General features: G+C 70.1%; 12 protein-coding genes. 5 read left to right on the forward strand and 7 right to left on the reverse strand.

Annotated elements, in window-relative coordinates; all coding sequences use genetic code 11:
- The first annotated feature begins 5 nt into the window (after positions 1-5).
- Complete coding sequence (locus ABS64_RS01960) at positions 6-572, forward strand: HhH-GPD-type base excision DNA repair protein (protein WP_292680402.1); 567 nt, start codon at positions 6-8, stop codon at positions 570-572.
- Positions 573-732: 160 nt separating this feature from the next.
- Here the strand turns inward: ABS64_RS01960 and ABS64_RS01965 are convergent, their stop codons facing one another.
- Both ABS64_RS01965 and ABS64_RS01970 read right to left on the reverse strand, forming a co-directional pair.
- On the reverse strand, positions 733-1,533 hold the full coding sequence (locus ABS64_RS01965) for a GNAT family N-acetyltransferase (protein WP_292680403.1): 801 nt from the start codon (positions 1,531-1,533) through the stop codon (positions 733-735).
- 105 nt (positions 1,534-1,638) lie between these two features.
- The gene (locus ABS64_RS01970) at positions 1,639-3,027 is read right to left on the reverse strand and encodes a glycine--tRNA ligase (protein WP_292680404.1); all 1,389 of its coding nucleotides are present in this window, start codon (positions 3,025-3,027) and stop codon (positions 1,639-1,641) included.
- A gap of 125 nt (positions 3,028-3,152) precedes the next feature.
- Here ABS64_RS01970 and ABS64_RS01975 point away from each other — a divergent pair, with 125 nt between their 5' ends.
- Positions 3,153-4,724: a class I SAM-dependent methyltransferase gene (locus ABS64_RS01975; protein WP_292680406.1), complete on the forward strand. Its 1,572-nt coding sequence runs from the start codon at positions 3,153-3,155 to the stop codon at positions 4,722-4,724.
- Positions 4,725-4,871: 147 nt separating this feature from the next.
- Here the strand turns inward: ABS64_RS01975 and ABS64_RS01980 are convergent, their stop codons facing one another.
- Positions 4,872-5,555: an NUDIX domain-containing protein gene (locus ABS64_RS01980; protein ID WP_016464094.1), complete on the reverse strand. Its 684-nt coding sequence runs from the start codon at positions 5,553-5,555 to the stop codon at positions 4,872-4,874.
- A gap of 89 nt (positions 5,556-5,644) precedes the next feature.
- On the opposite strand from ABS64_RS01980, the gene ABS64_RS01985 reads away from it, so the two are divergent.
- The gene (locus tag ABS64_RS01985; protein ID WP_292680407.1) at positions 5,645-6,673 is read left to right on the forward strand and encodes an SPFH domain-containing protein; all 1,029 of its coding nucleotides are present in this window, start codon (positions 5,645-5,647) and stop codon (positions 6,671-6,673) included.
- A gap of 1 nt (position 6,674) precedes the next feature.
- A complete protein-coding gene (locus tag ABS64_RS01990) occupies positions 6,675-7,562 on the forward strand; it encodes a hypothetical protein (protein ID WP_292680408.1) in 888 nt (295 codons plus the stop codon).
- Between the two features lie 14 nt (positions 7,563-7,576).
- Here ABS64_RS01990 and ABS64_RS01995 read toward each other — a convergent pair whose 3' ends face one another.
- From ABS64_RS01995 to ABS64_RS02005, 3 genes are all read right to left on the reverse strand, one after another.
- A complete protein-coding gene (locus tag ABS64_RS01995) occupies positions 7,577-9,040 on the reverse strand; it encodes a sugar porter family MFS transporter (RefSeq protein WP_292680410.1) in 1,464 nt (487 codons plus the stop codon).
- 74 nt (positions 9,041-9,114) lie between these two features.
- Positions 9,115-9,480, reverse strand: coding sequence for a hypothetical protein (locus ABS64_RS02000; RefSeq protein WP_292680412.1), 366 nt, complete (start codon positions 9,478-9,480; stop codon positions 9,115-9,117).
- A 103-nt stretch (positions 9,481-9,583) separates the two neighbouring features.
- Positions 9,584-9,955, reverse strand: a complete 372-nt coding sequence (locus ABS64_RS02005) for a DUF4870 domain-containing protein (RefSeq protein ID WP_036321246.1) — start codon at positions 9,953-9,955, stop codon at positions 9,584-9,586.
- Between the two features lie 133 nt (positions 9,956-10,088).
- On the opposite strand from ABS64_RS02005, the gene ABS64_RS02010 reads away from it, so the two are divergent.
- Positions 10,089-11,456, forward strand: a complete 1,368-nt coding sequence (locus tag ABS64_RS02010; RefSeq protein ID WP_292680416.1) for a flotillin family protein — start codon at positions 10,089-10,091, stop codon at positions 11,454-11,456.
- Positions 11,457-11,514: 58 nt separating this feature from the next.
- Here ABS64_RS02010 and menC read toward each other — a convergent pair whose 3' ends face one another.
- Positions 11,515-12,654, reverse strand: coding sequence for an o-succinylbenzoate synthase (menC, locus tag ABS64_RS02015; RefSeq protein WP_292680418.1), 1,140 nt, complete (start codon positions 12,652-12,654; stop codon positions 11,515-11,517).
- Positions 12,655-12,881 lie beyond the last annotated feature (227 nt).

A 12,881-nucleotide genomic window follows, 5' to 3' on the forward strand; every position in this document is an offset into this window, starting at 1 on the left:
GAAGGATGACGCTGCACATCACCGACGACCCGGCCGCCGACACCCTGCTCACCGACAACCCGCTGGCGCTGCTGATCGGCATGCTCCTCGACCAGCAGGTCGCCATGGAGACGGCGTTCAGTGGTCCGTTGAAGATCCAGGAGCGCATCGGCGCCGTGGATGCCGCGACCATCGCCGGCTACGACCCCGACGCCCTCGTCGCCGCCTTCCAGCAGTCGCCGGCGGTGCACCGCTACCCCGGTTCGATGGCCGGTCGCGTGCAGACCCTTTGCCGCACGCTCGAGGAGGACTGGGGCGGGGATGCTGCGGCCCTGTGGACCGAGGGCGACCCCGACGGTGCGACCGTGCTGAAGCGGTTGAAGGCCCTCCCCGGCTTCGGCGAGCAGAAGGCCAAGATCTTCCTCGCCCTGCTCGGCAAGCAGTACGGCTTCACCGGCGCCGGGTGGCGCGAGGCCGCGGGCGCATACGGCGACGACGGGTCGTTCCGCTCCGTTGCCGACATCGTCTCACCCGAGTCGCTCGCCAAGGTGCGCGAGTTCAAGAAGGCAGCGAAGGCCGCGGCGAAGGGCTGACGGCCGGCGAGGCGCGTTTCGACTCCTCGCTACCCTCGTCGCTCAACGACCGGGAGTTGCGCACGCCCCGGTCGTTGAGCGATTGCAGCGCGTCGAACCGCGGCGGCACCCCCGGTCGTTGAGCGAGCGCAGCGAGTCGAAACGCCCCGAGCCCGCGGGCTCAGCCCTGCACGAACAGGTAGCCGCGCTCGTCGTCGAAACCGCCGATGACGAGCCCGCGACCGTAGTGCGAGAGCATCTCCTCGCGCACGCGCAGACGCCACGCCGCCGCCTCGGCCGCATCGGTGCGGCGCAGAGACTCGATGTCCTGGGGGATCTGGACGGTCGCGACGACATCCGCGGCATCCGGCTCACGCACCGGAGCCGACGCGAGCGCCCACGCGACCAGCAGGCGGTCGCTGTCGACACCCTGGCCGTTCTGGTCGAGCTCGGCGCCGTCGTAGGCCGAGCCGTACTGGTCGACGAGGTACTCCACGAAACGCACGCCGATCGTCTTGGCGTTGAAGTGGGCGTTGCGGCGCACGAGCGGGTCGAAGGTCCAGGTGACGGTCCCGATGTCGCGGGCGATCGCCCACTGGCGCTGCTGCTGCTTGAGCAGGCGTCCGAACCCGCGACGCTGGTACTCCGGCAGCACGCCCGTGACGTGGGAGTGCATGGCGTGCTGCTCCGGCGGGGAGAAGAACGCGACGGAGGCCCCGACGATGCGGTCGCCGTCGTACAGGCCGACCACGTAGTTGCCCGAGTACTGCAACGCGCGCATGAGCGGCGCGGGCATGGGGTCGCGCCCACCCCAGATCTCCACGATCACCCGGTGGGCGGCGAAGATCTCGTCGAGCGTGTCGAGGTCGCGGATACTGAGGGTGGACTCGGATGCGCCGGATGCCATGCCTCCACGGTAGCCGTTCTCTCGCGCTCGGCCGCGTGCCCCTGGCCGCGAGACACGCGCGGCGCACCGAAACACCGGTGCACAACGCGCATCTCGGTGCGGTGCCGGTGTCTCGCGGACCGGACCGGAGCGGCGGCGACGCGGCGGCGGCGCGGACGCCGGATCGACGGATGCCGAGGCTCAGGCGCCCCGCAGGCGCGAGCCGAGGTAGCCCACGAGCGCGTCGAGCGCGATGCGCTCCTGCGCCATCGTGTCGCGGTCGCGCACGGTCACGGCGTGGTCATCGAGCGAGTCGAAGTCGATCGTGACGCAGAACGGGGTGCCGATCTCGTCCTGACGGCGGTAGCGGCGTCCGATGGCGCCGGCGTCGTCGAAGTCGACGTTCCACCCCTGTGCCCGCAGATCGTCGGCGACCTCGCGTGCCAGCGGCGACAGGCGCTCGTTGCGCGACAGTGGCAGCACGGCCACCTTGACGGGCGCAAGGCGCGGGTCCAGCGCCAGCACCGTACGGGTGTCGGTGCCGCCCTTGGCGTTGGACACCTCCTCCTCGCGGTATGCGTCGACGAGGAAGGCCATCATGGCGCGGGTGAGGCCGAAAGACGGCTCGATGACGAAGGGCGTGTACTTCTCACCCGAGGCCTGGTCGAAGAAGGTGAGCGACTGTCCCGATGCGTCGGAGTGGCTCTTCAGGTCGTAGTCGGTGCGGTTGGCGACACCCATCAGCTCGCCCCACTCCTTGCCGGGGAAGCCGAAGCGGTACTCCACGTCGATCGTGCCGGCGGAGTAGTGCGCGCGGTCCTCCTCGGGAACGTCGAACCGCTTCATGTTCGCCGGGTCGACGCCCAGGTCGACGAACCAGTTCCAGCACGCCTCCACCCAGTGCTCGAACCACTCCTGCGCCTCGGCGGGCGGTGTGAAGTACTCGATCTCCATCTGCTCGAACTCGCGGGTGCGGAAGATGAAGTTGCCGGGGGTGATCTCGTTGCGGAAGGCCTTGCCGACCTGGCCCACACCGAACGGGGGCTTGCGGCGCGAGGCGGTGAGCACGTTCGAGAAGTTCACGAAGATGCCCTGCGCCGTCTCGGGGCGCAGGAAGTACAGGCCCGACTCGTCGTCGACGACGCCGAGGTAGGTCTTCACCAGACCGGAGAACGCCTTCGGCTCGGTGTACTGGCCCTTGGTGCCGCAATTGGGGCAGGGGATGTCGGCGAGGCCGTTCTCCGCCGGGCGGCCCTTGCGCGCCTCGAAGTCCTCGATGAGGTTGTCGGCGCGGAAGCGCTTGTGGCAGTGCAGGCATTCGACGAGGGGGTCGGTGAAGGTCGCAACGTGGCCGGAGGCCTCCCAGACGCGCTTGGGCAGGATGATGCTCGAGTCGAGGCCGACCATGTCGGCGCGTCCGCGCACGAACGTCTGCCACCACTGGCAACGGATGTTCTCCTTCAGCTCCGTGCCGAGGGGGCCGTAGTCCCAGGCCGACCGCGATCCGCCGTAGATCTCCCCGGCCTGGAAGACGAAACCCCGGTGACGGGCGAGGGCGATGACTTTGTCGAGGCGGGACTGCTCGGCCACAGGTGGCTCCAAATGGTCGTGTCGCGAATGCGAAAAGGGTGTGGATGCCGACAGTTCCGGCATCCGTCGAGTCTAGTCTTCCGCCGCTGCGGCTTCCCGGCCGGCCCGTGACTAACGTGGGACGGGTGAGCGCACCTCGGCCAGAGATCCAGCACATCATCATCCCGGGGCGCCACCACCTGCTGACGCGGTTCCAGGCCACTTACCTCGGCGAACTGCTCGCCGGTGCCGCTCGCGACGAGGCGGGCGAGCCGATCGCGGTCGCCGCCGACGCGGTCGTCGTCTGGGCGGTCACGAGCGCGAACCACTCCGCGACGCGGCGCAACCCGTTCCCGGGACATCGGCGGGAGGCGGCGATCGAGATCCTCGCGCACGTCGAGCGGATGCCGTCGATCGTCGTGCCCGTCGTGGACATCGCGCCGACGCCCCGGTTCGCCGAGATCACCCTCAAGGAGATCTGGTATGCGACCGCACAAGGGGTGATCCCCGCGCCCGAGACGGCGATCATCGCCACCTCGACGCCGCAGGTCGCCGACATGTACCGCGGCCTGGGGTATCGCATCGCGCCGATGGAGCGCGACCATTCCGACGCGCCGCGCACGCCCTGGCAGCTGCTGGACGATCTGATGGCCGGCTCGGATGGCTGGCGCGCAGACGCGCACCCGGCGAGCCTCGACATCGTCGACCGTTACGGCCTGGCGGCGCAGGCGCGCGAGATCGCGGCCGACCCCGTCATCGGCGACGAGGGCGGGCTCACCCAGACGCGCGACTACCGCACCTATAGCCGCGCGTTCGAGGATGCCGCGGAGCGCAAGTGGGCCCAGGCGCGCCCCTGGATCGTGCCCGGCCGCATCGTCGACTTGGGTTGCGCGACGGGGGCGATGCTCGAGCTGGCATCGCAGGAGCCGGCCCTGGCCGAGTCTGACCTGATCGGCGTGGAGATCGCCCCCGAACTGTTCGCGGCCTGCGAGCACAAGAAGTCCGAGGGCGCGTTCGCGAACCCGAACACGTTCTTCTACCGGCGCAACATCCTGGCCGGGCGCCTGTTCCCGGATCGCAGCGTCGCCACGACGCTCAGCTTCGCGCTGACGCACGAGATCTACTCCTACGGCGAGGGGATGCCGTCGCTGCGGGCCTTCGCGTCGGCGATCGCCGACCATACCGTGCCCGGTGGCGTGTGGATCAACTCCGATGTCTGCGGGCCGGCCGATCCCGATCGCATCGTGCGGCTGCGGATGCGGGGCGGTGACGTCACGACGCCCGCGCGCGAGCTGACGGGATGCAACGACGAGGTCGCGGCATCCCTCGACGCCGTGCCCGTCGGCAGCCGGGTCGCGCAGTTCGCGCACGATTTCCGCGCGCTCAGCGGCGCCGCGTGGGAGTACGAGGTGCGCGACGAGCGGACGATCGAGCTGCGTCTGGCGGATGCCATGGAGTTCCTCGAGACCGTCTCGTACACCCGCAACTGGCTGTCGGAGATGCACGAGCAGTTCTGCGCCCTGTCGTGGGCCGACTGGCGAGAGCTGGTCGCATCGGTGGGGCTCGAGATCGACGAGCGCTCGAGGCCCTGGCGCAACGACTGGCTCGTGGAGAACCGGTTCGCGCCCGCGGCATCCCTTCTTGGGCTCGACGACGAGCCGCTGGACTGGCCCGACACGCACATGCTGCTCGTCGCGCGCCGCCCGCTCGACGCCTGAGGCGCGCGGCGCGGGCGGCGTCGGCCGCGTCGTCTTCCGCGTCGTGGATTCGGATCAGGTCAACAGAATCGGATGCCGCGCGCGCCGGCATCCGCATCCGTTCACATCCTCCGAATCTGTTGACGGGCCGTGCGGCGGCCCGGCCGCTCAGCGCTCGGGACGGGTGAACGGCGGTTGCAGCTGGCCCACGGGGCCGCGGCGGAACAGCTGCGCGGGGCGCCCACCGTCGCGGGCCATGCCGCCGGTGGGATCGACGAAGCCGGGAGCTCCGGTGATCTTGCGGTGGAAGTTGCGCGGGTCGACGGGCACTCCCCAGACCGCTTCGTAGACCGCGCGCAGCTGCGCGATCGTGAACTCGGGCGGACAGAAAGCCATCGCGAGCGCGGAGTACTCGAGCTTCGCACGCGCCCGCTCGAGGGCGTCGGCGAAGATCGCGACGTGGTCGAACGCCAGCGGCAGCACGCCGCCCTCGACATCCGCGACCGGCCACCAGCGAGCAGAGCGGGCATCCGATCCCGCCGCAGGTTCGCCCAGATCGGGCGCCAGGGCCAACCAGGCGACCGTCACGACGCGTCCGCGCGGATCGCGATCCGGCGCACTGTACGTGCGCACCTGCTCGAGGTGCACGCCGCTGGTCACCCCGGTCTCCTCGGCGAGCTCCCGGTATGCGGCGGTCTCGGCATCCTCGTCGGACAGCACGAACCCGCCCGGCAACGCCCACATCCCCGCCGCCGGCGCGATGCCGCGCTCTACGAGGAGGACATGGAGCGCGCGGTCGCGGATGGTCAGCACGACGAGGTCGGCCGCGACCGCGAAGGAGAAGGGGTCCACGCGCTCAGACTACCTCAAATCGTCATCTTGACGATAACTACCACGAGGGGTTATCGTCAAAATGACATTAACGAGAGAAAGAGGACATCATGGCCACCATCACCCACCGCCCGTTCGTCCGCCACCTGAGCACGACACCGACCATGCACGTCACCCACTTCCGCCGCGGCGGCATCCGTCACACCGGCGCCGGCCAGGCGTTCTGGTTCCGCCCGCTGGATGCCGCGATCAGCGAGGTGCCGCTCGACGACCGCGAGCTGTCGGTCGTCGTGAGCCTGCGCACCGCCGACCTGCAGCAGCTGTCGGCGCCGGTCACGGCGACGTATCGGATCACCGATCCCGAACTCGCCGCCCGCCGCATCGACTTCTCCATCGATCTGGTGACCGGCACGTGGACGGAGCAGCCGCTCGACGCGATCGCCGCTCCCCTGCACGGTGCGACGACCGCCGCCGTCGTGCACCTGCTGCAGCCGCGTACCCTCGACAACGCGCTGCGCGCCGACCTCGCCGAACTCGGCGCCGCCGCGACCGCCATGCTCGCCGCCGACGCGCGCCTGACCGACCTCGGCATCGCCATCGTCGGGGTGCGGTTCTCATTGCTGCGCGCCGAGCCCGACGTCGAGCGTGCCCTGCAGACCCCCGCCCGCGAAGCGATCCAGCAGGATGCCGACAAGGCCACCTTCGCCCGCCGCGCCCTCGCGGTCGAGCGCGAGGCCGCGATCGGCGAGAACGAGCTGTCCAACCAGGTCGAGCTCGCGCGCCGGCAGGAGGAGCTCGTCCAAGCGCGGGGACGCAACTCCCGCATCGAGGCGGAGCAGGCGGCCGCCGCTGCCGCGATCGCCGTGGATGCCGAGGCCGAGCGCATCCGCACGAACGCACAGGCCCGGGCCGACGCCGACCGTGCGCTCGGCGAGGCGGCCGGCGCGGCCGAGCAGGCCCGAATGGCGGCACTGCGCGACGTGCCCGTCGAGGTACTGACCGCCCTGGCGATGCGCGAGCTGGCGGGCAACCTGCCCAGCATCGACCACCTGACCGTCACGCCCGACCTGCTCACCGACCTCGTGGGACGCCTCGGCGGCCGGGCCGCCGCGCAGACCGCGACACCGACGGGACACTGAGATGACCACCCCTCGAGCCGTCATCGTGCACCGGGCGAGCGAGCTCACCGAGCTGCTCGCCCGGCACGGCACCCGCGGCCAGGTCGCCTTCTTCCTCGATCAGCGGGGCCAGAGCCTCGCCGCCGTGGAGAAGCGGCACGAGCGCACCCGCGCCGCCCTCGCCGAGGTCTCCGCCGGGCTTCCCCTGGACTGGCGGCGGGCCATGGTGGAGCGCAGCGAGCTGTCGCGCTTCGTCTTCGAGCCCGACGACGTCGTCCTCGTCGTCGGGCAGGACGGGCTCGTCGCCAATGCCGCCAAATACCTCGGCGTCCAACCCGTCATCGGCATCGACCCCCTCCCCGGCGTCAATCCCGGCGTGCTCGTGCCCCACACACCGTCGGCCGGCGTGGCTCTCGCCGTCGCGGCATCCGAGGGAACGGCCGCCGTCTGCGAACGCGTCATGGTGCAGGTGCGCACCGACGACGGTCAGTCGCTCACGGCTCTCAACGAGGTGATGATCGGCCAGCCCGGCCACCAGTCCGCCCGCTACACGCTGGAGGTCGACGGCCGCAGCGAACGGCAGTCGTCGTCGGGCGTCATCGTCAGCACGGGGACGGGGTCGACCGGGTGGTGCGCCTCGATCGCCCGCATCCAGGCGCCACGGCTTCCCCTTCCGACTCCCACCGAGAGCGCGCTCGCCTGGTTCGTCCGCGAAGCGTGGCCGTCGCCGAGCACCGGTGCCGATCTTTTCGCGGGCAGGCTCGACAACGGCGAGCTCACTCTTCGGGTCGAGTCCGACCGGCTCGTCGCCTTCGGCGACGGTATGGAGGACGACCGACTGGTTCTCTCCTGGGGGCAGCGGGTGAGCGTGGGGGTCGCCGAGCGGACGCTGCGCACCGTCACCGGGTGAGCGGACGGGCGGAGTTAGCGGGCCCGCGCGGCAGCCTTCGGCTTGCGAACGAAGAGGGTCTCACTCTGCTCGAGCGCCATGCCCTTCGTCTCGGGGATCTTCCACAGCACGAAGACGAACGACAGCGCGGCGAAGAGCGCATACATGCCGTAGGTGAACGGGAGCGAGAACGCCGAGAGCTGGGGGAAGGTCCACGACACGAGGAAGTTCGCGATCCACTGGGCGCTCGCCGCGACCCCGAGCGCTTTGCCGCGGATGCGGCTGGGGAAGATCTCGCCGAGGAGCACCCACACGATGGGGCCCCACGAGGCGCCGAACCCGACGACGAACAGGTTGGCGGCCACGAGCGCGATCGGACCCCACGCACCGGGCAGGGTGACCTCGCCGTCCACGGTCTGCGCGAACGCGAAGGCCACCGTCATCGTGCCCAGCGACAGGGTCATCACCAGCGAACCGGTCATCAGGATCGGCTTGCGTCCCACGCGGTCCACGAGGAAGATCGCGACGAGGGTCACCAGCACGTTCGTCACGGACGTGAAGACGCTGATGAGCAGCGAGTTGCTCTCATCGAATCCGACCGCACGCCACAGCGTCGTCGAGTAGTAGAAGATGACGTTGATGCCGACGAGCTGCTGGAATGCCGACAGCAGGATGCCGATCCAGACGACGGGCTGGAGGCCCAGCGCGGTGCCGCGCAGGGACGCGCTGCGGTTCTTGCGGTCATCCTCGATGCTGCTGATCAGCTCGTTCATGGTCATGTCGAGGTCGGCGGCCGGGACGAGACGCTCGAAGATCGCCCGCGCCTCGTCGTTGCGCCCCTTGGCGAGCAGGAAACGCGGAGACTCCGGCATCGTCAGCGCCAGGATGCCGTAGACGGCGGCCGGCGCGACGCCGATGAGGAACATCCACCGCCACGCTTCGAGGCCCCACCACAGCACGTTGTCGGCGCTGCCGGCGGCACCGGCGAGCACCGCGTTGCTGAGCAATGCGGTGAAGATGCCGATCGTGATCGCGAGCTGCTGCAGAGAGGCGAGACTGCCGCGCACCTGACGCGGTGCGACCTCGGCGATGTAGGCGGGAGCGACGACCGACGCGATGCCGATGCCGATGCCGCCCAGGACGCGCCAGACGATGAGGTCGGGAACGCTGAAGGTCAGCGCCGAGCCGATCGAGCTCGCGAGGAACATGGCGGAGCCGAGGAGCATGACGCGCAGCCGGCCCCAGCGATCGGAGAGGGCTCCGGCGATGATCGCCCCGAGCGCGCAGCCGAGCAGGGCGACGGCGACGACGAACCCGGTGAGCAGGGCGTCCTTCGTGTACGTGGACTCAATCGAGGAGACCGCTCCGTTGATGACCGAGGAGTCGAAGCCGAACAGGAACCCGCCCACCGCGGCGGCGACCGACAGTGCCGCGGCCCTTCGCCCATACGGGCTCCTCATCGAGAACGTGCCGGCGGGGAGCGAGTCGGTCGAGGTCACTCGGAAAACGATAGCCCCGCCGGGAGCGACAGGGGCCGCCCTCGCCGGCGGAGCCCTGCGCGTGGTAAGGACCGTCAGGGAACGCGCTGGAACAGGCCGTCCAGCAGCGACTGGTAGTACGTCGGCGTGACGGAGATGGGCCCTGAGTAGGGACGGTCGAATCCGGCGATGGCGTAGAGCAGCAGCGCCACGAAGACGGCGATGAGCCCCGCCATGATGAGGTGGATGCGGAGATTTCGCACCTGGATGAGCGACAGCAGGATCGCGTTCAGCAGCGCGCCGACCCAGAGGACCGTCCACAGGATGCTCGGCAGGCCGAGATCGGTCACCTCGATCCGCTGGCGCCGCTCGCCGACGAACGCCTCGAAGGACTGCAGCGTCTGCGCCTGTACGTTGATCTCCCGAGCGTCGGCGGGGACGAACCCGGGCTCGGGAGGCACGACAAGCCGACGAAGCCGACGCAGAAGACCGTCATCCCCAGCCACAGGGGCGCGTCCATCAAGCCGACGATCATGAGCCCGCGGGCCTGCGCGCAGACCGCCGTCAGCTGACGAACGAGATCGAAAGGGGGTAGGTGTACCACTCCCCCTTGTTCGCCTTCACGGCGGCGATGATCGAGAAGACGATGTTCACCACGTACACGGCGAGCAGGATGAGCAGCCCGATGCCGATGATGGAGAGCACCGTGCCGACGAGGGACGCGATCAGCATCGTGAGCTGGAAGTTCAGCGCGGCGGCCGTGTGCGCCCGCACGAACGGGCCGCGGTCCTTCAGCACGAGGTAGCCGATCAGCGACGGCAGGAAGTAGAAGATGCCGCCGACGTGGACCAGGGTCGCCCACAGCTTCTCATCCGAGGGACTCATGGGCTGAGGGCCGGAGGGGACGGCGGGTTGCGGGTACGGCGGAGTGGTCATGCCACCAGCGTAGGGGGCGCGTGTCCGGCACACCGAGGGGGTTATCCCGAGATCCGCCGAATCCTCGGCATCCGGCGGCATCGTTCGATACGGTCGAAGGACATCGGCAATACACAGGAAGTGGGTTCGTAACGTGGAGATTCTTGCCGCTGGGGGCGCGCTGGTGATCGTCGGCATCGCCGTCGTCGCCGCGATCATCCTCCTGGTTTTCCTGCTGATCATGGTGCGCGCGTGGTACAAGGTCGCCAAGGCCGACCAGGCGCTCGTGGTGGTCGGCAAGAGCCAGAAGAACGCCAGCGGCGAGTCGTCGCGCATCTCGGTGATCACCGGCGGCGGCGCCCTCGTCAACCCGCTCACGCAGCGCGCCGAGATGATCTCGCTGCGCGCCCGCCAGATCAAGATGGAGCCGACGGCACAGGCCTCCAACGGTGTGACGGTCAACGTCTCGGGCGTCGCACTGGTCAAGATCGGCTCCGACCCCGAGTTCGTCCGCCGCGCAGCGGAGCGCTTCCTCTCCCAGGACGGCGCGATCGAGCAGTTCACGACCGAGCAGCTCGAAGGCGCCCTGCGCGGCGTCGTCGCGACCCTGACCGTCGAGCAGCTGATGAAGGATCGGCAGAAGCTGTCCGACCAGATCGCCGAGGGCATCAAGAGCGACCTGCTCGCCCAGGGACTCATCCTCGACTCGTTCCAGATCCAGGGCGTCACCGACAAAAACGGCTACATCGACGCCCTCGGCGCGACCGAGGTCGAGCGCGTGCGCCGAGAGGCCGAGGTCGCCCGTATCAACGCCGCCCGCGAGGTTCGCGCCCGACAGATCGCGACCGACGAGGCGAACCTCGTCGAGCAGACCGCGTTCGACAAGAACTCCGCCGCCGCGGCGGCCGAAGTCGGTCGCGCCCGCGCCGAGGCCGAGCAGGCCGAAGCGCTCGCGCGTGCCGAGCGTGAGCAGGCCGTGCTGCTGCAGGGAGCCGAGAACAAGCAGGCCCAACTGGATGCCGACATCAAGAAGGTCGCCGACGCCTCCCTCTACGAGCGCCAGCGCGCGGCGGACGCCGCCGCGTACGGCGAGGTCAAGGCCGCCGAGGCGCGCGCGCAGATCGCAGCGCAGGAGGCGGAGGCCACCCGGCTTCGCGCCCAGGCCGAGGCCGACGCGGTGCGCCTCGTCGGAGAAGCCCGCGCGTCGGCGATCGAGGCGGAAGCCGAGGCCCTGTCGAAGAACCAGGAGGCGCTGCTCGCCCAGCGCGCGCTCGAGGCCCTCGTGCCGATGATGACCGAGTTCGCACGCGGCTTCGACAAGGTCGGCTCGATCACGGTGCTCGGCGGCGAGGGGGCGTCCAGTCACATGGCCGCCGAATCGGCCTCGAGCATGCGGGCCAGCTTCGACGCGATCCAGGCGGCGACCGGCATCGACCTGCGGCAGGTCATCCAGGGGCAGGCGACCGGCCGCGGCATGGCCCAGGGGCTGCGCGAAGAGCCGCCGGTCACGACCGAGAGCTGACGCGTTTCGACTCCTCGCTGCGCTCGTCGCTCAACGACCGGGCAAGCCTCCCGCCCGGTCAGCGGCGCAGCTCGACCCGAGCGACGGTCGCGTCTTCGAGCGCGACGGGATCGATCTCGACGCCGATGCCGGGCGCGGTCGGCACGCGGACGTGCCCGTCTTCCAACACGATCGGCTCGCGCACGATGTCGCGGGCGTAGAAGCGGTCGGATGCCGAGACGTCGCCGGGCAGCGTGAATCCGGGGAGCGCGGCCAGCGCCGCGTTGGCCGCGCGGCCGATGCCGGTCTCCAGCATCCCTCCGCACCAGACAGGCACCCCCGCCTCGCGACACAGATCGTGCACACGCACGGCCTCGAGGTAGCCGCCGACGCGGCCCGCCTTGATGTTGATGATGGCGGCGGCGCGCAGGGCGAGCGCGTCGCGCGCCGCCTTGGCCGACACGATCGACTCGTCGAGGCAGATGGGCGTGCGAAGACGCGCGGCGAGCGCGGCATGGTCGACGATGTCGTCCTCCTGCAGGGGCTGCTCGATCAGCAGGAGGTCGAAGCGGTCCAGCTCGGCGAGGGTGTCGGCGTCCGCGAGCGTGTAGGCGGAGTTCGCGTCGACCTGCAGGGGAATCGCCCCGAACGCGTCACGCACCGCGGCGGTGTCGGCGACGTCGCGCCCGGGCTTGATCTTGATCTTGATGCGCACGTAGCCCTGGTCCACGTAGCCGGCGACGGCGTCGACGAGGGCCGACGGGTCGCGTTGGATGCCGACCGACACCCCGCTCGGCACGCGGTCGACCGTGGCGCCGAGGTACTCCCGCAACGCGCAGCCCTCCGCGCGGAGGGCGGCGTCGAGGACGGCGAGCTCCAGGCCGGCCTTCACCATGCGGTGCCCGACGAACGGCTCGAGCACGCCCGCTACCTCTTCGGGCGCGAGAGCGTGCGCCGCGGCATCCAGAAGCGCGGGCGCGAGGAAGCGCTGGGCGACATCCCACGCGCCCTGCGTGTATTCGCTGGAGTAGAGGGGGGACTGCTGGGTGACGATCTCTCCCCACCCGTCGCCGTCGGCGGTGCGAACGCGCACCACGATGACCTCCCGCACGGTTTCGGTGCCGAAGGAGGTCGTGAACGGCGAGACGAGCGGCAGATGGAGCACGCGAAGCTCGATCGCGTCGAGGCGCACGGGTGCGGCGGGGCGGGCGATCGGCATGCGCTCAGGCTACGCCGCGCGCCCCGCGGGCACCCGGACGGCGCGAGCCGCCGGGCGTGCTCAGCGGGGCGCTCGCAGCAGGGCGAAGCGCGGGGCGACATAGGTGCTGCGACGCGGTGGCCGCGGCAGCAGGGCTTCGGTGATGGCGGTGATGAAAATGCGCACGGCATCCGTCCTCTCAAGGTCTTCACTCAAGAGATGACGGATGCCGTGCGATATGACGCAGG

The sequence above is a fragment of the Microbacterium sp. SCN 69-37 genome (assembly GCF_001724435.1).
Lineage (GTDB): Bacteria > Actinomycetota > Actinomycetes > Actinomycetales > Microbacteriaceae > Microbacterium > Microbacterium laevaniformans.